General features: G+C 62.3%; 19 protein-coding genes. 14 read left to right on the top strand and 5 right to left on the bottom strand.

From position 1 onward, the window contains the following. Positions 1-21: 21 nt before the first annotated feature. The 4 genes from NKI85_RS03925 to NKI85_RS03910 all read left to right on the top strand — a co-directional run bounded on the left by NKI85_RS03925 (position 22) and on the right by NKI85_RS03910 (position 5,034). The gene (locus NKI85_RS03925) at positions 22-1,230 is read left to right on the top strand and encodes an acetyl-CoA C-acetyltransferase (RefSeq protein WP_352776095.1); all 1,209 of its coding nucleotides are present in this window, start codon (positions 22-24) and stop codon (positions 1,228-1,230) included. Positions 1,231-1,242: 12 nt separating this feature from the next. Then, the gene (locus NKI85_RS03920; RefSeq protein ID WP_352526827.1) at positions 1,243-3,462 is read left to right on the top strand and encodes a 3-hydroxyacyl-CoA dehydrogenase NAD-binding domain-containing protein; all 2,220 of its coding nucleotides are present in this window, start codon (positions 1,243-1,245) and stop codon (positions 3,460-3,462) included. 81 nt (positions 3,463-3,543) lie between these two features. Then, positions 3,544-4,188 (top strand): S24 family peptidase, encoded by a 645-nt coding sequence (locus NKI85_RS03915; protein WP_352526784.1) that lies wholly within the window; start codon positions 3,544-3,546, stop codon positions 4,186-4,188. A 9-nt stretch (positions 4,189-4,197) separates the two neighbouring features. Further along, on the top strand, positions 4,198-5,034 hold the full coding sequence (locus NKI85_RS03910) for a thermonuclease family protein (protein WP_352526785.1): 837 nt from the start codon (positions 4,198-4,200) through the stop codon (positions 5,032-5,034). On the opposite strand, the gene NKI85_RS03905 is transcribed toward NKI85_RS03910, so the two are convergent. Further along, positions 4,997-6,652 (bottom strand): lysine--tRNA ligase, encoded by a 1,656-nt coding sequence (locus NKI85_RS03905; RefSeq protein ID WP_352526786.1) that lies wholly within the window; start codon positions 6,650-6,652, stop codon positions 4,997-4,999. The genes NKI85_RS03910 and NKI85_RS03905 overlap by 38 nt on opposite strands. Positions 6,653-6,896: 244 nt before the next feature. Here NKI85_RS03905 and NKI85_RS03900 point away from each other — a divergent pair, with 244 nt between their 5' ends. Continuing rightward, positions 6,897-7,307: a tellurite resistance TerB family protein gene (locus tag NKI85_RS03900; RefSeq protein WP_352526787.1), complete on the top strand. Its 411-nt coding sequence runs from the start codon at positions 6,897-6,899 to the stop codon at positions 7,305-7,307. A gap of 15 nt (positions 7,308-7,322) precedes the next feature. Here NKI85_RS03900 and NKI85_RS03895 read toward each other — a convergent pair whose 3' ends face one another. Then, entirely contained in the window at positions 7,323-8,174 is an 852-nt protein-coding gene (locus tag NKI85_RS03895) for an ABC transporter substrate-binding protein (protein ID WP_352776092.1), read from the bottom strand. A gap of 251 nt (positions 8,175-8,425) precedes the next feature. Here NKI85_RS03895 and NKI85_RS03890 point away from each other — a divergent pair, with 251 nt between their 5' ends. The 3 genes from NKI85_RS03890 to NKI85_RS03880 all read left to right on the top strand — a co-directional run bounded on the left by NKI85_RS03890 (position 8,426) and on the right by NKI85_RS03880 (position 10,657). Then, positions 8,426-9,157 carry a helix-turn-helix transcriptional regulator gene (locus NKI85_RS03890; protein ID WP_352526788.1) on the top strand — a complete coding sequence of 244 codons (732 nt, stop codon included), beginning with the start codon at positions 8,426-8,428 and terminating at the stop codon, positions 9,155-9,157. 97 nt (positions 9,158-9,254) lie between these two features. Then, the gene (locus NKI85_RS03885; protein ID WP_352784017.1) at positions 9,255-9,893 is read left to right on the top strand and encodes an acyl-homoserine-lactone synthase; all 639 of its coding nucleotides are present in this window, start codon (positions 9,255-9,257) and stop codon (positions 9,891-9,893) included. A 14-nt stretch (positions 9,894-9,907) separates the two neighbouring features. Then, on the top strand, positions 9,908-10,657 hold the full coding sequence (locus NKI85_RS03880; protein WP_352526790.1) for an enoyl-CoA hydratase-related protein: 750 nt from the start codon (positions 9,908-9,910) through the stop codon (positions 10,655-10,657). Between the two features lie 24 nt (positions 10,658-10,681). Here the strand turns inward: NKI85_RS03880 and ppk2 are convergent, their stop codons facing one another. Beyond that, complete coding sequence (gene ppk2 / locus NKI85_RS03875) at positions 10,682-11,584, bottom strand: polyphosphate kinase 2 (RefSeq protein WP_352526791.1); 903 nt, start codon at positions 11,582-11,584, stop codon at positions 10,682-10,684. 214 nt (positions 11,585-11,798) lie between these two features. Between ppk2 and NKI85_RS03870 the strand changes: the two genes are divergently transcribed. The 3 genes from NKI85_RS03870 to NKI85_RS03860 all read left to right on the top strand — a co-directional run bounded on the left by NKI85_RS03870 (position 11,799) and on the right by NKI85_RS03860 (position 15,105). Continuing rightward, entirely contained in the window at positions 11,799-13,064 is a 1,266-nt protein-coding gene (locus NKI85_RS03870) for a sensor histidine kinase (RefSeq protein ID WP_352526792.1), read from the top strand. A gap of 114 nt (positions 13,065-13,178) precedes the next feature. Further along, positions 13,179-13,904, top strand: coding sequence for a phosphate signaling complex protein PhoU (phoU, locus tag NKI85_RS03865; protein ID WP_352526793.1), 726 nt, complete (start codon positions 13,179-13,181; stop codon positions 13,902-13,904). Positions 13,905-14,097: 193 nt separating this feature from the next. Beyond that, a complete protein-coding gene (locus NKI85_RS03860) occupies positions 14,098-15,105 on the top strand; it encodes a magnesium and cobalt transport protein CorA (protein ID WP_352526794.1) in 1,008 nt (335 codons plus the stop codon). A 116-nt stretch (positions 15,106-15,221) separates the two neighbouring features. Here NKI85_RS03860 and NKI85_RS03855 read toward each other — a convergent pair whose 3' ends face one another. Continuing rightward, positions 15,222-15,740 (bottom strand): GcrA family cell cycle regulator, encoded by a 519-nt coding sequence (locus NKI85_RS03855; protein WP_352526795.1) that lies wholly within the window; start codon positions 15,738-15,740, stop codon positions 15,222-15,224. A gap of 354 nt (positions 15,741-16,094) precedes the next feature. On the opposite strand from NKI85_RS03855, the gene NKI85_RS03850 reads away from it, so the two are divergent. From NKI85_RS03850 to NKI85_RS03840, 3 genes are all read left to right on the top strand, one after another. Continuing rightward, a complete protein-coding gene (locus tag NKI85_RS03850; protein ID WP_352776087.1) occupies positions 16,095-17,294 on the top strand; it encodes an aspartate aminotransferase family protein in 1,200 nt (399 codons plus the stop codon). 14 nt (positions 17,295-17,308) lie between these two features. After that, complete coding sequence (gene argF, locus NKI85_RS03845; RefSeq protein WP_352526797.1) at positions 17,309-18,220, top strand: ornithine carbamoyltransferase; 912 nt, start codon at positions 17,309-17,311, stop codon at positions 18,218-18,220. 147 nt (positions 18,221-18,367) lie between these two features. After that, complete coding sequence (locus tag NKI85_RS03840) at positions 18,368-19,378, top strand: Hsp33 family molecular chaperone (RefSeq protein WP_352526798.1); 1,011 nt, start codon at positions 18,368-18,370, stop codon at positions 19,376-19,378. Between the two features lie 6 nt (positions 19,379-19,384). On the opposite strand, the gene apaG is transcribed toward NKI85_RS03840, so the two are convergent. Further along, positions 19,385-19,777 carry a Co2+/Mg2+ efflux facilitator ApaG/CorD gene (apaG, locus tag NKI85_RS03835; protein ID WP_254816331.1) on the bottom strand — a complete coding sequence of 131 codons (393 nt, stop codon included), beginning with the start codon at positions 19,775-19,777 and terminating at the stop codon, positions 19,385-19,387. Positions 19,778-19,851 lie beyond the last annotated feature (74 nt).

The following is a 19,851-nucleotide window of genomic DNA, read 5'->3' as shown; positions in this document are numbered from 1 at the left end:
GCAAACCCAAGGAGCAGGAAAATGGCCGAAGCTTATGTCTATGATGCCGTGCGCACGCCGCGCGGCAGGGGCAAGAAGGATGGCTCGCTGCACGAAGTGCCGGCGGTGCGGCTCGGTGCCAAGGTGCTCGAAGCCATCCGCGACCGCAACGGGCTGGACACCGGCACCGTCGACGACATCATCTTCGGTTGTGTCGATCCAGTTGGCGAGGCGGGTGCGGTCATTCCACGTGCCGCCGCTTTCGAGGCGGGCTACGACATCAAGGCGCCCGGCATGCAGATATCGCGCTTCTGTGCCTCGGGCCTGGACGCCATCAATTTCGGCGCCGCCAAGATCGCGCAAGGTGCCGACGAGATCGTCATTGCCGGTGGCGTCGAATCAATGTCGCGCGTCGGCATGGGTGCCTCCGGTGGCGCCTGGTTTATGGATCCCTCGGTCGGCCTGCCCGGCTGGTTCGTGCCGCAAGGCATATCGGCCGATCTGATCGCCACCAAATACGGTTTTTCGCGCGACGACGTCGATGCCTACGCGGTCGAAAGCCAGAAGCGCGCCGCCAAGGCGTGGGGAGAGGGCCGCTTCAAGAAGTCGGTGATCTCGGTCAAGGACCAGAACGGCCTGACCATCCTCGACCACGACGAACACATGCGGCCTTCGACCGACATGCAGTCGCTGGCCGCGCTCAACCCGTCCTTCGTCATGCCAGGCGAAATGGGCGGCTTCGACGCCGTCGCCGTGCAGAAGCATCCCGAGGTGGAAGAGGTCAACCACGTCCACCATGCCGGCAATTCGTCCGGCATCGTCGATGGTGCGGCCGCCGTCCTGCTCGGCTCGAAAAAGGCGGGGAAGACGCTCGGTCTCAAGCCCCGCGCGCGCATCCGTGCCTTCGCCAACATCGGCTCCGAACCGGTGCTGATGCTGACCGGCCCGGTCGACGTCACCGAGAAGCTGTTGAAGCGGGCGAAGATGAAGCTGTCGGACATCGACCTGTTCGAGCTCAACGAGGCGTTCGCTTCGGTGGTGCTGCGCTACATGCAGGCTTTCGACATTCCGCATGACCGGATCAACGTCAATGGCGGCGCCATCGCCATGGGCCATCCGCTCGGCGCCACCGGTGCGATGATCTTCGGTACGGTGCTGGACGAATTGGAACGCCGCGACCTGAACACTGCGCTGGTGACGCTTTGCATCGGCGCCGGCATGGGCACCGCAACGATCATCGAACGCGTCTGACGGAGAGACATGATGAGCTACACCAATTTCACCCTCGACATCGACGCCGACGGCATTGCGATGATTACCTGGGACATGCCGGACCGTTCGATGAACGTCTTCACCGAAGAGGTGATGCTCGAACTGAACGCCATCGTCGACAAGGTGGCGGGCGACGCGGCAATCAAGGGTGCGGTGATCACCTCAGGCAAGGATACGTTCTCGGGCGGCGCCGACATCACCATGCTGCAGAAGATGCTGGCGACCTTCGCCGCCGACAAGGTGAAGGACACAGAGAAGGCGACCAAGGCGCTATTCGATAATGCGGGCACTATGAACGGCCTGTTCCGTAAGCTGGAAACCTCGGGCAAGCCGTGGGTTTCGGCGATCAACGGCACCTGCATGGGCGGCGCGTTCGAATTGTCGCTCGCCTGCCATGGCCGTGTCGCGGCCGATTCCGACAAAGTGAGGATGGCGCTTCCCGAAGTGAAGATCGGCATTTTTCCGGGCGCCGGCGGCACCCAGCGCGTACCGCGGCTGACCGACCAGCAGCAGGCGCTGCAAATGCTGACCTCCGGCCAGACGCTATCGCCGCAGAAGGCCAAGTCAATGGGCCTGATCCATGAGATTGCCGAGCCGGACAAGCTGGTCGAAACCGCCAAGGCGATGATCAGGAACGGCTTGAAACCGGTGGCGCCGTGGGATGAGAAGGGCTTCAAGCTGCCCGGCGCTCCGATCTATTCGATGGCCGGTGCCAATCTGTGGCCGCCGGCCATCGCCATCCTGCGCCGCGAGACCTATGGCAATTATCCCGCCGCTGCCGCCATCCTGAAATGCGTCTATGAGGGCCTCCTGGTGCCGTTCGACACCGCCTTGCGAATCGAGCAGCGCTATTTCACCGAGATCATGCAGACCAGGGAAGCGGCAGCGATGATCCGCTCGTTGTTCGTGTCGCTCCAGGAACTGAACAAGGGTGCGCGCCGCCCGGCCGGCGTGCCGGAAACGAAGTTCAAGAAGATCGGCGTGCTCGGTGCCGGCTTCATGGGCGCCGGCATCGCCTATGTGACGGCCAAGGCCGGCATTCCGGTGGTGCTGCTCGACCGCGACATGGAGTCCGCCACCAAGGGCAAAGCGCATTCCGACAACCTGATCTCGGATCAGGTGAAGAAGGGCCGTGCCAAGCCGCAGGACAAAGACCAGCTGCTGTCGCTGATCACGCCGACGGCCGATTACGCCGATCTTGCCGGCTGCGATCTTGTGGTCGAGGCGGTGTTCGAGGATTCGGCCGTTAAGAAGGATGCCACCGAACAGGCCGAGGCGGTGCTGAAGCCGTCGGCAATCTTCGCGTCGAACACGTCGACCATCCCAATTACATCGCTGGCCAGGAATTCGGCGCGGCCGAAGAATTTCATCGGCATTCATTTCTTCTCGCCGGTCGACAAGATGATGCTCGTCGAGATCATCCTCGGCAAGAAGACCGGCGACAAGGCGCTGGCCACCGCGATCGACTTCGTCCGCGCCATCAAGAAGACGCCGATCGTCGTCAACGACACGCGCGGTTTCTATGTCAATCGCTGCGTGCTGCGCTACATGTCGGAAGCCTACAAGATGCTGATCGAAGGTGTTCCGGCGCCGATGATCGAAAATGCGGCCAAGGCCGCCGGCATGCCGGTCGGTCCTCTGGCGTTGACCGACGAGACTGCGATCGACCTTGCCCAGAAGATCATGAAGCAGACCATGCGCGATCTCGGCGCCAAGGCGGTCGACCCGAAGCAGATGGCGCTGATCAACACGATGGTCGACACGCATGGTCGCTTGGGCCGCAAGAACGGCAAAGGCTTTTACGACTATCCCGCAAAACCGGCCAAGAAGAAGCTGTGGCCAGGCCTCAGGGATCTCTACCCGCAGTTGGCGGCGGAGAAGGTCGACTATGAGGAGCTGAAGCAGCGGCTGCTGGTCACCATAGCGCTTGAGGCGGTACGGGTGATGGAGGAGGGCATCGTTACCGATCCGCGCGAGGCCGATGTCGGCTCTATCCTGGCCTTCGGCTTCGCGCCCTATACAGGCGGTGCACTGTCCTACATCGACGGCATCGGCGTGAAGAAATTCGCCAACATCGCCAAGGGCCTGCAGAAGAAATACGGCGCCGAGTTCAAGGCGCCGAAGCTGCTGCTCGACATGGCCGAGAAGGGCGAGACCTTCTATGAGCGCTTCGATCCTTATACCAGGAACGAGGCCAAGGAGGCGGCGTGACGCCGTCTTCGGCGGTGGACAAGATGGCGGCCAGGGGGTAGAACAGGGAAGGTATTTTTTCCTGTTTCGAAGGAGAGCAAGGTGCTCTCGCATGACCGCGTATGGGCCGCCATCGACGCTCTCGCCGAGCGTTACTCGCTTTCGGCCTCCGGCCTGGCCAGGCGCGCTGGCCTCGACTCGACCGCCTTCAACAAATCGAAGCGGCTGTCCTCGGATGGGCGGCCGCGCTGGCCGTCGACCGAATCGCTGGCCAAGATCATCGAGGCGACCGGCGCCTCGCTGGATGAATTTGCGGGGCTGGTCGAAGGCCGGGGTACATCCGGCGCACTGCCCGTGCAGAAATCGTCGGTGCCGCTGCTCGGCTTCGCCCAGGCCGGCGCCGGTGGCTTCTTCGACGACGCCGGATTTCCGGCGGGGCAGGGATGGGACCTGATCGAACTCCCCGCACGGGCGACCGAAACCTCCTATGCCTTGAAGGTCCAGGGCGATTCCATGCTGCCGCTCTACCGCAATGGCGATGTCCTGATCGTCGAGCCGGGGGCTGTCATACGAAAGGGCGATCGCGTCGTCGTCAAGACCAATGCCGGCGAGGTGATGGCCAAGGTGCTCGACCGCCAGACACCTAAGTCGATCGCGCTGGTCTCCCTCAATCCCGATCACCCGGACCGCGACATCCCCATGCGCGATGTCGAATGGGTGGCGCGGATTGTCTGGGCAAGCCAGTAGGGCGCGCCGGTGCGTCTGCCTCACCTTGCCTTGGCTGTTCTGGCGATCCCGGCGATGGCCACGGCAATTGTCGCCGGCGGCCGCGCCGTCCAGAACGCAAGCGGCGGCCCCGGGGAGCAAATCCAGGTCAGCGCTGAACCGCAGCCCGCCGCGCCGGCTACGTCGGCCATCCCGAAACCAGAGGCGGCCAAGCAGGCGGCGCATTCGAGGGCAATCGATCCGGAAATCGTGGTGCCGCCGCAGCTCGGTTCCGACGAGCTTGAACGGATCGAGCCGCGCGCCCCGTTGAGCGATCTGGCATTGGCCGGACCGCCCAAGCCGCCAAAAACGAAAATGCCGGAGGACGGGAAAGGCATGAAACTGTTTCAGCCCGTCGCGCCGGCCGCCGGGGTCATCGAGGCAAAGGGCTACGCGATTGCGGTTTCCGGTATCGACATCGTCAAGCAGGACGAGACTTGCACCGACAGCGGCAAGTCCTGGAGTTGTGGCGTCCGGGCGCGAACGGCCTTCCGCGCTTTTCTGCGCGGTCGCGCGGTGGTCTGTACGGTGCCGCCCGAAGGCGGCCGTGACCTGATCGCCGCCGAGTGCCGGATCGGCAATCAGGATATCGGCCAATGGTTGGTCGAAAACGGCTGGGCGCGCGCCGCCAAAGGTAGCGCTTACACAGAAGCCGGCGAGAAGGCGCGTGCAGCGAAAAAGGGCGTCTTCGGGCCGGCGCCGAGCGTTTCCGGCCTGCCGCCGCTCCCGGCTGCGTCGCGGTTCGCGCCTGTGGCGCCGGGCTCGATCCTGGAGGAGCAGGACGGCGTCCTCAAGCCGCCAGCTGACCAGCCAGCGCCCGCTGAATGAGCTCACGCGTTTCGGCAATGCCGTAGAGCGCGGCGAAGGAGCCGAAGCGCGGCCCGCGTTCCTGACCTATCAGCACCTGATAGATCATCTGGAAGAAGGCGACGGAGACGCCGGGCCCGCCCTCCGGGCTCTGCTTCGAATGATCTTGGTAGCGCTCGATCTTGCGCGCGACATTGAGGGCAGCGTTCTGGATCGCCTCGCCATCGGCGTCGGCCGGCAGCGCGGCGAGCGCTTCCGAAAGCTTGGTCAGCGCCTCGCGCTCGACCGCCTCGGCGGCACGGTACACTTTGGCCGGCTTCACGAAATCGTCAAAATAGCGGATCGCATATTCGGTCAGCCGGTCGAGTTCGGGGTGGGTTGCCGGCGTCACACCCGGCGCGTGGCGCGAAATGAAGCCCCACAGCACGTCCCTGTTCTGGGCATTCGAGGCACTGACCAGGTTGAGCAGCAGCGCGAACGATACCGGCAGGTCGATGACGGGCGGATTGCCGTCATGCATGTGCCAGACCGGATTGCCCAGGCGCTCTTTCCACTCCTGCTTCTGATAAGCAGATAGGAACGTGTAATACTCGTCTACCGCCTTCGGGATGACGTCGAAATAGAGCTTCTTCGCGGTTCGCGGGCGCTGGAACATATAAAGGCTAAGGCTCTCGGTCGGGGCATAAGTCAGCCACTCGTCGATGGTCAGCCCATTGCCCTTCGATTTCGAGATCTTCTGGCCGTGCTCGTCGAGGAACAGCTCATAATTGAAGCCCTCCGGCGCCGGAGCATCGAGGGCGCGGCAAATCTGCCCGGCGAGCTTGACGGAATCGATCAGATCCTTGCCGGACATCTCGTAATCGACGCCGAGTGCCGCCCAGCGCATCGCCCAGTCAGGCTTCCATTGCAGCTTGGCGTGACCGCCGGTCACCGGCGTCTCGAAGCGCTCGCCGGTGGCCGGGTCGCGCCACACGACGGTGCCGGCGTCGAGCTTGCGCTCGTCGATCGCGACCTGCATGACGATGCCGGTCTTGGGATGGATCGGCAGGAAGGGCGAATAGCTCTGCGCCCGCTCCTCACGCAGCGACGGCAGCATAATTGCCATCACCTTGTCGAAGCGCTCGAGCATCTTGAGCAACGTCGCGTCGAAGCGGCCGGAAGTATAATAGTCGGTCGAGGAAGCGAATTCGTAATCGAAGCCGAAACGGTCGAGGAAAGCGCGCAACCGTGCATTATTGGCGGCGCCGAAGGACGGATACTCGTTGGAGAAAGGGTCCGGTATCCTGGTCAGCGGCTTGCCGAGATAGGCGCGCAGCATGTCCTTGTTAGGCACATTGTCCGGCACCTTGCGCAATCCGTCCATGTCGTCGGAGAAGCACAGCAGCCGCGTCTTGACCTTGTCTTCGGTCAGCACGCGAAAGGCATGACGCACCATAGATGTGCGCGCCACCTCGCCGAACGTGCCGATATGCGGCAGGCCGGACGGGCCGTAGCCGGTCTCGAACAGCACCGTTTCCGGGTAGCCGCTGCTTGCGTAGCGGGCGACGATCTTTTTCGCTTCCTCGAACGGCCACGCCTTGCTTTCGGCGGCGGCGGTAAGGACTTCTGGGCTGAGATCGATCGGCTGTTGTCCGGCCATGATGCTATTTCCTGCAACTTTGCCGGCATCCGTGCCGGCAGCCGCATGCTCTAGACCATGATCCCGAAAAGTGGAACCCGGTTCCGGGTAAGACCATGGCCAAACAAGAAGATAGAGCCATTCCGACACCTCTCGGGGTGGATCAGCTCCAGGGCCTGACCGGAGCGTCAACGATCGCGGCTCTTTTTCCTTGCGGCGCCGGTCCCTCGTTCCTAACTTCGGGACCCATCTCAAGGAGTTGTAAATGCCATTGCCGCCGCACGAAGCCATGATCTACCTGATGGTCATCACCTCGGCGTCAGACCGCGACATGACCGACATCGAACTGGCGCGGATCGGCGACGTCGTTCGATCCTGGCCGGTATTTGAGGATTTCAATCAGGAGCGGCTGGTCGAGGTCGCCCAGGCCTGCCAGAAAATGCTGCATGAAAAGGACGGCCTGGAGGGCGTCCTGGCGCGTGTCGCCGAGGCGCTGCCCGAACGCTTGCATGACACCGCCTATGCCGCCGCCTTCGAGGTTGCGGCCGTCGATCTCGAAATGCGCCTGGAGGAGGTGCGCGTGCTGCAGCTCGTCCGCCGGGAACTCGACCTTGATGCGCTGACGGTCGCCGCCATCGCGCGAGCCGCCAAGGCGCGCCTTCGCACGCTGACCTGAGCCGGCAGTCTAAGCTCAGAAAAAGCTGACCGGAAAATAGCGCAGATAGAACTCGGCGAACGTGCCTTTCACCGAAATTTCCTGCAGCGCGTAGTCGAATGCGGCGGCCAGTGCCGGGTCGTCGGCCCTGGTGGCGATCGCCATGCCCGAGCCGAGATATTCGGGCGCCAGATAGGGGCCGCCGGCAAAGCGGCAGCAGCCCGCCGCATCCGAACCGCCGAGCCAGAAGGCGAAACGCATGCCGTCGCCGAAGGCGGCATCGATCTTGCCGGCTTTCAGCTCGCCATAAAGCTCCTCCGGCTTTGCGAAGGGGACGATTTGGACGTCGCCGAAATAGTCGCGCAGCATCCGTTCATGCGCGGAGCCGGCGATCACGCCGACACGTTTGCTGCGCAGCCTGTCGAACATTGGTTCGGTCAGCGCCTGTGTCTTCAGCATGATGAAGCGTGCCGGAAACTGCAGGTAGGAGCGTGAAAACGCGTATTTCGACCGCGACTCCGGCGTGGCGGCGATGCCGGCAATGATCGCTTCGCCTTCGCCTTTCTGCAGCGCGCCTTCGAGCTCGGCCCAGGGCAGCGCCTGGATCTGGCATTTTTCGGCAATGCCCAGTTCGGCGCAGATAGCGCGCGCCAGATCGACGTGGAAGCCGGACAGCCGGCCTGCCCCATCGAGAAAGTTGAAGGGTGGGAAATCGGTGGTGGTCAGGAATCGCAGCCGCGGCAGCGTCGAAAGGTCCGGCTTTGGCAGCCGCACCTTGGCGTCCCAAAACACCGGCACCTGCGGCTCCGCGGCGCGCGCAGCACCCGCGAGCGATTGCACTCCGATCAGCATCGAGATCAATGAAATGGATATGCACCGAAACGCCACGCGACGACTCCGTCCAGTCTTGCCTCGGCTTTTCGTACGAAAATAACAGAGGCACAACGCTTTTTGGTTTCATCACGGCAATTTAGGGATATTGTTTAGTGAGTTTGCAAGTGACTGCGTGATGCCGGCCGAAGAGGGAGCAGTAGGGCGCACAAAGGAAGCAGCTTTGCAGTCCGGGGTTGATGGCGTAGTGCGGATTGATCACTGCCATTGGTCTCAAGAGCGGAAGGCAACATGGGGTAGATGTTGCGATGGGTCATTTCGATCGCACTCTGGAATTGATAGATCAGTTGCAGCACGCCGGCACCGCGGCGGCGGTCTGCGAAAAGCTGCTGGGGGTAACCAGTGAATTCGGCCTGACGGCGCTGATGGCCGGGACGGTTCCGCAACCTGGCACGCCGAAAAACCAGCAAAAGGACCATGTGCTGCTTTGCGACTGGCCGGCTGAATGGCTTGAGCGCTACGTTGCGCGCAACTACGTCGATCATGACCCCGTCGTCAGTCACATGAAGCAGCTTCAGGCGCCGTTCCAGTGGCGGGAAGCGTCTCAGGGCATCCGCATCGGCAAGAGCGGCGGCGAGGTGATGGGCGACGCCGGCGAATTCAAGCTTCGCGACGGGTTGGCCTTCCCGCTGATCACACTCGATGGCCAGATCGTAATGGTGTCGCTAGGCGGCGAGGCTGTTGAATTGTCGGGCGCCGACTTCGGGTTGGTGTCGCTGGTCTCGACTTATGCGATTGGCCGCGCCATGCAGCTCCACACCATGGCGGGCAAAACCATCGACCACGTCGAATTGACGCCGCGTGAGCGCGAATGCATGCAATGGGCCGCCGTCGGTAAGTCCGAATGGGAGATTTCACAGATTCTCGGCATTTCGGAACACACGTCAGAGAAACACCTTCTTAACGCCAAAAGCAAACTCGGTGCCGTCAATCGGGTGCAGGCGGTCGCGGAAGCGATAAGGCGCGGCTATATTAGCTAGCTCGGCCGTGCCGGCCTAGAAATTCTTGCCTACGCGATCGCGTAATTTTCTCAGGAAAGCACGGCCGTATCTTCCTATTGAACCTAGGAGACGGCAAATGCTTTTTTCCCTCACGACACAGGAATTGATGGAACGCCCCGACCTTTGGGAGGCAGTTCATCGTTTACGCTACAAAGTTTTCGTCGAAGAGATGGGATGGACCGATCTGCAGCGCCCTGATGGCCTCGAGATCGATCAATTCGACCACGATGAGGCAGTGCATCAGATCGTCATCCGCAATGGCGAGCTCGCCGGTTACCAGCGGATGTTGCCGACGACGCGGGCGCATCTTCTAACCGAGGTGCTGGCGGACCTTTATGAGGGAACCCCACCTTCGGGCCCGAATGTCTATGAACTGACCCGCTATGCTGTTGCGCCGGGATTCCGTGACGGCCGGCGCGGGGTGTCGACGGTTGGCACCGAGTTGATTGCCGGCTTCGTCGAGTGGGGTCTGAAGCGCAACGTCAACCAGGTGATTATCGAATTCGAGCCCATGTGGGTGCTTCGCGCGCTGCAGCTGCACTTCCTGGCCACGCCGCTTGGCTACCAGCGCGCCTATGGCAACCAGCAGGTCGTTGCCACACTGCTCACCTTCAACGAGCACACGCTTGAGGTGGTGCGTTCGCGCCGTAATCACTTTGCGCCGGTGCTGGCCAGAGGGTACCCGGACATGCTCGGACAGAGGCGCGCCTCGTGAGATTGGAGAGGGCCATGAACGTTCACTCAAAAACAGAATTCCGCAACCATACGCTGATCGTCACGATATCCTCGGGTGACGGCCGCCCGGTGCTGGACAGGCGGGCCTATGAAAGTTTGGCCACAACATTCCATGAAGCCGCCGTCAACGACGAAGTGCGCGTCATGGTCCTTCGCGGCCTGGCCGGTTGCTTCTGCCTTGGCGGCGATTTTTCCGAATTTCTCGACCCCACCAAACATCAGCGATTGATCGCGGCCGTAACCGACATGTTCCAAACACTGGCGACGTTCCCGAAACCGGTCCTTGCCTGTGTCGATGGCGACGCCGTCGGCGTCGGCTGCACCATCCTGTTCCACTGCGATATGGTGATCGCCTCGAGCAAAAGCACGTTCCGGGTGCCGTTCGTCGATTTCGGCCTGGTGCCGGACGCGGCCACCAGCATCCTGGCGCCGCAGAAGCTTGGCTATGCCGGTGCGTTCCGCTTCTTCTGCCTGGGCGACACGCTTGCCGCCGAAGATGCCAGGGCGCTCGGCCTTGTCGGCGAGATCGTAACGGACGGCAGCGTCGAGGAAGCCACCTTTGCCAGAGCCAGGCAGCTCGCCAAGAAGCCGGTCGCGGCGCTGCTGCAGACGCGCGACCTGCTCAGGGGCGACACTGGCGCGCTCTGCGAGCGCATCGACCGGGAGATATCGCTTTTCCAGCAGGCGCTGCAGGACGACACCACGCTGAAGCGGCTGCAGCGAATTGCCCGGCTGGCGGCATGAGAGCCGCGTATCGATGAGGTGAGCTTATTTTTCGAGGAAAGTCGGCCCTTCGCCGATGATCTTCTTGTCCTCCTTGCCGATGACCTCGAGGTCGCGGCCGTCATACGGCAGCGACAGGAGAATGCGCTGCATGACGGCCAGCCGCGCGCGCCGTTTGTCGTTCGCCCGCACAACGATCCAGGGCGCGAACTCCTTGTGCGTGCGTTCGACCATCAGGTCGCGCGTCTTGGTGTAGTCGTCCCATTTGGTGATGCCGGCGATGTCGATCGGTGAAAACTTCCAGTTCTTCAGCGGGCTCCAGCGACGATCGTGAAATCGCTCGAGCTGCGTTTCCCTGCCGATGTCCAGCCAGAATTTGAAGAAATAGATGCCCTCGTTGCGGATCATCCGTTCGAAATGCGGAACCTCGTCCAGAAACTGCTCGTGCTGCTCGGGCGTGCAGAATCCCATCACCGGTTCAACGCCGGCGCGGTTGTACCAGGAGCGGTCGAAGGTGACGAATTCGCCCGACGTCGGGAAGTGGTCGACGTAGCGCTGGAAGTACCATTGTCCAAGCTCGGTGGGTGTTGGCTTGGTCAGCGCCACGTTGCGCGCCGTGCGAGGGTTCAGATACTGGCGCAAAACGAAGATCGTGCCGCCCTTGCCGGCGGCGTCGCGTCCCTCGAACAGCGAGATCACCCGCTTGCCTGTCGACTGCAGCCATCCCTGCGCCTTAACCAGCTCGATCTGCAGTTGCTCTAGCCTCTCCTCATACTCCTCGCTCTTCATCTTCTTGTCGTAGGGATAGCCGCCGGCGGTCAGCTTGCGGTCCTCGACCCAGTCGGGAAGCGTCGGGGCCTCGATGTCGAACTCCCGCTCCTTGCCGTCGATTGCGATCTTCAGTGGTCCCGATGAGGGTGCAGCGGGGTCTTCCTTGGTGTTTTTCATCGAGACGAACCTTTCCAGCTTCCGGTCTCATGCTATTGGGAGCCTTACTGCATCGGCCCGAAAATCGGAATCGATTTTCGGAAAGAACGATGCAGCAGACTAAAAGTGGTAGAGCGTCCTTTGTGCGTCCAATTGGACGCACGGCGCTCCAGCGCCGGTCCAGCAGGAAGTTATTGAACTTGCCGGCCGACGGAGCGCAGGCGATGGAGCGCAAATGGCCGACATCGGCACAGGGCGGAAAAGCAAGGCGCAAGCCGTCGCCATGCGGCTGTGGAGCAGCCGCTGGCTGCTGGCGGCCGGCTTGCTCGCCGTTCTGATGGTCTATGGTTTTGCAGGCATGTCCGGCTATGTGGTGCTGCTGGCATGCGCCGTACTGGTTGCAGCGGCGATGCTGCCGGCCGGCGTCGCGTCTCAATCCACCGAAAGCGCTGCGGCCATCGAGGCGAGCGGCCTGCAACGGCTTTCCGGCGAATATCTCGCGGCGGCGGTTGCCGATCCGCTGATCATTTTCGATCGCTCCGCCACCATCGTCCATGCCAACGCTGCCGCCTTTGCCGCCTTCGGCGGGATTGCCCCCGGCATGTCGCTGTCGCTGAAATTCCGCGCGCCGGAAATGCAGGCCTTGCTGGACAGCATCCTGTCGGGCAACGTCGCTTCGGACAGCGTCGACTACATCGAAAAGCTGCCTGTCGAACGAGCCTATCGGGTGAGTGCGTCTTCTGTCGGCCATGCCACGGATCTCTACGTGCTGGTGTTCAAGGACCAGAGCGAAGCACGCCGGATCGACAGGATGCGCGCCGACTTCATTGCCAATGCCAGCCACGAGTTGCGCACGCCTCTCGCCTCGATCGCCGGCTTCATCGAGACGCTGCGCGGGCCGGCCCGCAACGACCCTGCGGCACGCGAGCAGTTCCTGCAGATCATGCAAAACCAGACCAGCCGTATGGCGCGTCTTATCGACGACCTCCTGTCGCTGTCGCGACTGGAAATGAAGCCCTATCTCAAGCCGGGAACCGAGGTCGATCTGCGCCAGGCCATCGACAGCGTCATCGATTCGCTTGAGCCGCTGGCCAAGGAAAACGGTGTCGTCATCGAGCGGGATTTCGCGGAAGGGCCGCTCTGCGTGCCTGGCGATCGGGACGAGCTTTTCCAGGTCTTCGAAAACCTGCTGGAAAACGCCTGCAAATACGGCCAGTCGGGTGGACGCGTCGTGGTGTCGATCACGCGCGGCGACGGCGATCCCGAACCGGGCATCGACGTCACCATCAGGGATTTCGGCCCCGGCATCCCCGAAGAACACATCCCGCGCATCACCGAGCGCTTCTACCGTGTCGATGTCGAGAACAGCCGGACCCAGAAGGGCACTGGCCTTGGCCTGTCCATCGTCAAGCATATCCTGACGCGCCACAACGCCAGGCTCTCCATCAGGTCGGAGGTCGACAAGGGTGCGGCGTTCTCGGTTCATTTGCCGGCTCGCTGACACGGTACTATCTAACACATTATGGGTCGTTTCTTTTTTCTGTCATCCGGCTAGCGTATCAGCGGGGATTCGAGGGAGCGACTCAACCAGAAGATCCCGGGAAGGCATTCGTCCATGCAGTCCGTGCACATCGTCAGCGCCTATGACGAAGAGCTGAAATATCTGTCGAAGCGCATCGCGGCGATGGGCGGCCATGCCGAGCGCATGGTCGAGCAAGCGGTCGCGGCGCTGGTCAATGCGGATCCGGGGCTTGCCCAGAAAGTCATTCGAGACGACCTGGTTCTGGATGAGGGGCAGCGCGAGATCGACGACAAGGCGATCATCATCATCGCCAAGCGCCAGCCGATGGCGACGGATTTGCGCGAGATCGTCGGAGCGATCCGCATCTCGGCGGACCTCGAACGGGTAGGCGACCTCGGCAAGAACATCGCCAAGCGGGTGGTTGCCGTCGCCGACGGGCGCCAGCCGAACAGCCTGTTCCGCGGCCTCGAGGCTTTGGCCAATCTGGCACTGACCCAGCTCAAGGAAGTGCTCGACGTCTATGCGTCGCGGTCGGTAGAGAAAATCGGTTTCGTGCGCGACCGCGACGACCAGATCGATGCCATGTACACCTCGCTGTTTCGCGAGTTGCTGACCTACATGATGGAAGACCCACGCAACATCACGCCCTGCACTCATCTCCTGTTTTGCGCCAAGAACATCGAGCGCATCGGCGACCACGCCACCAACATCGCCGAGACGATCTATTATATCGTCACCGGCGATCAGATGCCGGCCGATCGCCCGAAGGGCGACAAGACGGACAAGATTATTCTTCCCGCAACGCTGCCTGCGAAGTGAGTTCTCGAAACCAAGCGTGGTGGCCGCGCTGGATTCGCGGCTTGGTGGAGTGGCTCTCAAATCAGAAAAGCAGCTCCCCTGCTGCTCGACACTGATGCGAATTTCGGATTCGCCACCTGAGAGAAAATTGCGCTAAGCTTTGACGCGCCGACTTCTCAGTTCCGCGATGAAGGCCTGCCTTCAGGAGGCTGCGATGGAATATGTCCGCGAGTTTGCTCCTGCGCCGCCGATGTCGGGCATAATCGCTTGCAGCGTCTATACAGCTGGGCGGCGCATCGCCGACATACCGATCGAGGAAGCCGGCGAATGGGCCGGGAAGCCGGGCCATGTCGTCTGGATCGGACTGCTGGAGCCCGACCGCAATTTGTTGCTTCGCGTCCAGGCGCAATTCCATCTGCATGAGCTGGCGATTGAGGACGCCGAGCATCCGCACCAACGGCCGAAGATCGAGCAATATGGCGATGCCCTGTTCATCGTTGCCCGCACGGCGCAGTTGATCGACAGCCGTGTCACCTTCGGCGAGACGCATCTGTTCGTCGGCGCCGGCTACATCGTCAGCGTCAGGCATGGCCCGTCGACCTCCTACGCCGCCGTTCGCCAGCATTGGGAAAGCTGTCCGCATTCCCTCGCCAAGGGCGAGGATTTCGTCCTCTACGCCATTCTCGATTTCATCGTCGACAACTACATGCCGGTGCTCGAGCAGATCGAAAACGAGGTCGAGGCGATCGAGGACAAGGTTCTGCTGAAACCGATGACCGGCTCCGACATCGAGCGGCTTTACATGCTGCGCCGCGATCTCTTGCGCCTGCGTAATGCGGCCCTGCCGCTGGTGGAGGTCTGCCGGCGGCTGACCAGCGCCGATCTGCCGCAAATTCATACAGCCATGCACCCACTGTTTCGCGACGTCACCGACCATATCCGCACTGTCCAGGAAAAGATCGACAGCCTGCGTGAGGTTCTCGCCTTCGCCTTCGAGGCGAGCCTTCTGGTCGGTCAGAGCCAGGAGACGGCGATCTCCAAGAAGCTTGCCTCATGGGCCGCCATCTTGGCCGTGCCGACAGCATTCGCCGGCATCTACGGCATGAATTTCAGCGACATGCCGGAACTGAGGATGGAATATGGCTACCCGGCCGTACTGGCGGCAATCGCCCTGATCTGCACGTTTCTCTACTGGCGGTTTCGCAAGAACGGGTGGTTGTGAATAGTGAATAGTAAATGGTGAATAGTTAAAATCAGTTCACATGTCGGCCTTCGGCCCGGATATCCATTCACCATTCACCATTCACCATTCACCATTCACCATTCACCATTCACCATTCACCTGCTCCGCCGCCGCTCCGAAGCCGGCTGGAACGCCACGCGGGCGTGGTATTTGCAGTAGGGCCCGGTTTCGGCGGCGTCGTTGCCGCAGAAATGGAAGTCTTCGGAAAGCGGATCGCCATTCGGCCATTTGCAGGTGCGCTCGTTCAGCTCGACGAGTTGCAGATGCCGCGAGATCGGCACGACGACGTTTTCGACCGGGCGGATATAGTGGCGCGACACCGGTTCGGCGTCGAATTGCGCCTTGAGCGCGGTCGCGCCGATCGACGTGGTGACATGGCGCGTAGCGCTTGCCGCCCGCGACACCGATTTCTGGATCGTCGATCCCTGGACCGTCTTCTTCTGGCGTGCCGGTGAGGCGGTCGTGCGTCCGCGGCCGGATAGTTTCAGCCGGTGCACTTTACCGATCACCGCATTGCGGCTGACCCCGCCAAGCTGTGCAGCGATCTGGCTGGCGCTGAGGCCCTCCGACCACAATTTTCTGAGAAGTTCGACTCGCTCGTCAGTCCAGTTCATGAGACCGCGCTCCTGCTGAAATGTGCGGCAATCGGAATCCATTCCCGACCCGGCTTCTGCCGGGCAGACACCACATATATCGGGTGATTAGGTCCGCCGCACGAAATCTAGTTATTTCTCTACTACAATTACCTTATGCGCGGACTCGGTGACAAGAGTCCCGAGGCCAACACGAATCGGTTTTTTCGGTTTTCCCCAACTTGCCCGGTCGCTTATGAGCCGGCGTCCTGCTGGAGGGCTTGCCGCGCTTCCTTGCGCGACCTTTTCGTTGACTTCACGGCCGAAAAACACGATAAGCCACAAGGGCCGCCGCTTTGGCGGCTTTTTGATTTTCCGGTTCCGGAGACGCATATAATGAGCGGTTCGGCGCTTTTCGAGACCTTTGTTCGCGCACCCTTGGCTTTCGACCACGGGGAAGGCACGTGGCTGGTCACCGACAAGGGCGAGCGATATCTCGATTTCGCCGGCGGCATCGCCGTGAATTCATTGGGCTACAGCCATCCGCATCTGGTCGCGGCCCTCACCGAGCAGGCCGCCAAGCTCTGGCATGTCTCCAATCTGTACGAGATTCCGGGACAGGGCCGGCTCGGCGAGCGGCTGGCCGATGCCAGCTTCGCCGACAAGGTGTTCTTCACCAATTCCGGCGCAGAGGCGCTCGAATGCGCCATCAAGACGGCGCGGCGCTACCACTTCGTCAAGGGCCATCCCGAGCGCTTCCGCACCATCACCTTCGAAGGCGCCTTCCACGGCCGCACCCTGGCGACCATCGCCGCCGGCGGCCAGTACAAATATCTGGAAGGTTTCGGCCCCAAAGTCGACGGCTTCGACCAGGTCGGCTTCGACGACATCGACGCCGCCGAAAAGGCGATCACGCCTGAAACCGCGGCGATCCTGATCGAGCCGGTGCAGGGCGAGGGCGGCATCAGGCAAGTGCCGACGCAATCGCTGAAGCGGCTCAGGCAGCTCTGCGATCAGCACGGCTTGCTCCTGATTTTCGACGAGGTCCAATGCGGCGTCGGCCGCACCGGAAAGCTGTTCGCGCATGAGTGGGCGGGTATCACACCCGACATCATGGCGGTCGCCAAGGGCATCGGCGGCGGCTTCCCGATGGGCGCCTGCCTCGCCACCGAGGAGGCAGCGGTTGGGATGACCGCCGGCGTGCACGGCACTACCTTTGGCGGCAATCCGCTGGCGATGGCGGTCGGCAACGCCGTGCTCGACGTGGTGCTGGAAGACAGCTTCCTCGATGACGTCCGGCGCAAGGCACTGCTCCTGAAGCAGGGGCTGGCCGGTGTCGCCGACGAATTTCCGGACGTTATCGAAAGCATCAGGGGCACCGGCCTGATGCTCGGCCTTAAATGCGCGATGCCCAACACCAAGGTCACGGTGGCACTGCGCGACCAGCATCTCTTGACGGTTCCGGCCGGCGACAACGTTATCCGCCTGCTGCCGCCTCTCACCGTCACCGATGCCGAGATCCACGAGGCGCTCGAGCGCATTCGTGCCGGCGCCAAGAGCCTGGCGGATGCCATCGTCGCTGCCGCCGCGAAGTAATCCTGGAATTCCTGATGTCCCTTCGCCATTTCACCGATCTTTCCGCCGTTTCCGAAGGCGATCTGCGCTTCATGCTGGACGATGCGGCTGTACGAAAAGCAAGGCTCAAGGCCGGCGAACGCACCAAGCCGCTCGAAGGCAAGGTGCTGGCGATGATCTTCGACAAGCCCTCGACGCGCACGCGCGTGTCGTTCGACGTCGGCATGCGGCAGCTGGGTGGCGAGACGATCATGCTGACTGGCACCGAGATGCAGCTTGGCCGCTCCGAGACCATCGCCGACACGGCCAAGGTGCTGTCGCGTTATGTCGATGCCATCATGATCCGCACCACCTCGCATGACCGGCTGCTGGAACTGACGGAAAACGCTACGGTCCCCGTCATCAACGGGCTGACCGACGAGACCCATCCCTGCCAGTTGATGGCCGACATCATGACCTTCGAAGAGCATCGCGGTCCGGTGGCCGGCAAGACGATCGCCTGGACTGGCGACGGCAACAACGTCCTGCATTCCTTACTGGAGGCCTCTGCGCGGTTCCGCTTCAAGCTGAACGTCGCCGTGCCCGAGGGCAGCGAACCGGCTCAGAAGCATGTCGACTGGGCGAAAGCCAATGGCGGCAAGCTGAAATTCACCCGTTCGCCCGAGGAGGCCGTTCACGAGGCCGACTGCATCGTCACCGACTGCTGGGTGTCGATGGGCCAGGAGCACCGTGCCCGCGGCCACAATGTCTTCTTGCCCTACCAGGTCAATGCGGCGTTGATGGCGAAGGCCAAACCGGACGCGCTGTTCATGCACTGTCTGCCGGCGCATCGCGGCGAAGAGGTCACCGACGAGGTCATCGACGGGCCGCATTCGGTGGTGTTTGACGAGGCCGAGAACCGGCTCCATGCCCAGAAGGCGGTTTTGGCCTGGTGCCTGGGCGCTTGATCCGGGCCGCCGTGATCCGGGCCGGCCCGATCCGGGCCGCCTTGATCCGGGAGTGCGTGGTGCCTATCTCAGGCGCATCACGCAAATCGAGCGCGTCTCGTCGCATGCGCCCCGAAGGGCGGCATCGCCGCGCCCCGGAGCTTTGTCATGTTGGAAACTCATCAATTGGCTGAATATCAACCCAAGCTCGGCGAATTCGGCTATGCCGGCGACGACCATGTCGTGCCGTTCGAGGTCGGCCCGCTCGACGTGCGCGGCCGCACCGTCCAGCTCGGGCCGATGCTCGATGCCATCCTCAGCCGCCACGACTATCCCGAGCCGGTGGGCCGGCTACTGGCCGAAGCCTGTGTGCTGACGGTACTGCTCGGAACTTCGCTGAAGTTCGAGGGCAAGTTCATTCTGCAGACCCGCACCGACGGGCCGGTCGACATGCTGGTCGCGGATTTCTCCACGCCGCACGCGCTGCGCGCCTATGCCCGCTTCGATGCCGACCGGCTGGAGGCTTTGACGGCCGCCGGCGAGACGTCACCGCAGACGCTGCTCGGCAGCGGCGTCCTGGCGCTGACCATCGACCAGGGCGCCCACACGCAACGTTACCAGGGCATCGTCCAGCTTGACGGCGTCACACTGGAGGAAGCCGCACGGACCTATTTCCGCCAGTCGGAGCAGATTCCGACCGACCTTCGGCTTTCGGTGGCCAAGCTTCTGACGCCCGGCGTCGGCGGTGCCCGCGAGCAATGGCGCGCCGGTGGCCTGTTGGCACAGTTCCTGCCGCAGTCGCCAGAGCGCATGCGCGTGCCTGACCTTCCCGGCGGCGACGGCGATCCGCGTGAGGAAATTCACGACCCGACCGACAATTCCTGGCAGGAACTGCTGGCGCTGCTTGGTACCATTGAACCGACCGAGCTGATCGATCCGACGATCGGTGCCGAGCGGCTGCTTTACCGGCTGTTCCACGAGCATGGCGTCCGCGTCTTCGGCGGCGCGCCGGTCGCCGACCAGTGCTCATGCTCGAGGGAGAAGATCCGCGGCATCCTCGAAGGTTTTTCCGCCGAGGAGATCAGGGACAGCACCGAGGATGGCAGCATTCACGTCGCCTGCGAATTCTGCTCGAAACAATATGACTTCGACCCGGCGGAGTTTGCAGCGGCCGGATGACGGCCGTCAATTGACGGTGCGCCGCGTGCCCGGCAAATCGAGCGAGAAGGCGGGGATGGCGACGTCGAACGTTTCGCCCCGCTTGTTGCGCATTGTGTAGTGCCCGACCATGATGCCGGACGGGGTCGAGAGCGGGCATCCAGACGTATACTGATAGCTGTCGCCGGGGTTGAGTCCGGGTTGCTCGCCGACGACCCCGGGGCCGCGCACTTCCTCGACCTTGCCGGTGCCGTCGGTAATGTGCCAGTAGCGCGACAGAAGCTGCACGAACTCGTCCGACTGATTGTCGATGGTCACCTGGTAGCCCCAGACATAGCGGTTTTGCGGCGGGTCGGAGTGATCCTCCAGATAGAACGGCCTGACCTGCACTTCGATGTTGCGGGTGACGGCACTGTACATAAACTGCTCCAAAGCCATGTAGACGGAATTTTCGACGCTCAGCGCAGTTTGGTCAACGATGCGCGTCGTCTCCT

The organism is Mesorhizobium sp. M0571, from assembly GCF_040320985.1.
GTDB lineage: Bacteria > Pseudomonadota > Alphaproteobacteria > Rhizobiales > Rhizobiaceae > Mesorhizobium.
Note: the sequence above shows the minus strand (reverse complement) of the source record. Positions and strands in the feature narration are given on the sequence as shown.

Coding starts and splice junctions, on each gene's coding strand:
- NKI85_RS03925 (WP_352776095.1), top strand. CDS start 22: ATGGCCGAAGCTTATGTCTATGATGCCGTGCGCACGCCGCGCGGCAGG.
- NKI85_RS03920 (WP_352526827.1), top strand. CDS start 1,243: ATGAGCTACACCAATTTCACCCTCGACATCGACGCCGACGGCATTGCG.
- NKI85_RS03905 (WP_352526786.1), bottom strand. CDS start 6,652: ATGGCCGGACAACAGCCGATCGATCTCAGCCCAGAAGTCCTTACCGCC.
- NKI85_RS03900 (WP_352526787.1), top strand. CDS start 6,897: ATGCCATTGCCGCCGCACGAAGCCATGATCTACCTGATGGTCATCACC.
- NKI85_RS03890 (WP_352526788.1), top strand. CDS start 8,426: ATGGGTCATTTCGATCGCACTCTGGAATTGATAGATCAGTTGCAGCAC.
- NKI85_RS03885 (WP_352784017.1), top strand. CDS start 9,255: ATGCTTTTTTCCCTCACGACACAGGAATTGATGGAACGCCCCGACCTT.
- NKI85_RS03880 (WP_352526790.1), top strand. CDS start 9,908: ATGAACGTTCACTCAAAAACAGAATTCCGCAACCATACGCTGATCGTC.
- ppk2 (WP_352526791.1), bottom strand. CDS start 11,584: ATGAAAAACACCAAGGAAGACCCCGCTGCACCCTCATCGGGACCACTG.
- NKI85_RS03870 (WP_352526792.1), top strand. CDS start 11,799: ATGGCCGACATCGGCACAGGGCGGAAAAGCAAGGCGCAAGCCGTCGCC.
- phoU (WP_352526793.1), top strand. CDS start 13,179: ATGCAGTCCGTGCACATCGTCAGCGCCTATGACGAAGAGCTGAAATAT.
- NKI85_RS03860 (WP_352526794.1), top strand. CDS start 14,098: ATGGAATATGTCCGCGAGTTTGCTCCTGCGCCGCCGATGTCGGGCATA.
- NKI85_RS03855 (WP_352526795.1), bottom strand. CDS start 15,740: ATGAACTGGACTGACGAGCGAGTCGAACTTCTCAGAAAATTGTGGTCG.
- NKI85_RS03850 (WP_352776087.1), top strand. CDS start 16,095: ATGAGCGGTTCGGCGCTTTTCGAGACCTTTGTTCGCGCACCCTTGGCT.
- argF (WP_352526797.1), top strand. CDS start 17,309: ATGTCCCTTCGCCATTTCACCGATCTTTCCGCCGTTTCCGAAGGCGAT.
- NKI85_RS03840 (WP_352526798.1), top strand. CDS start 18,368: ATGTTGGAAACTCATCAATTGGCTGAATATCAACCCAAGCTCGGCGAA.
- apaG (WP_254816331.1), bottom strand. CDS start 19,777: ATGTACAGTGCCGTCACCCGCAACATCGAAGTGCAGGTCAGGCCGTTC.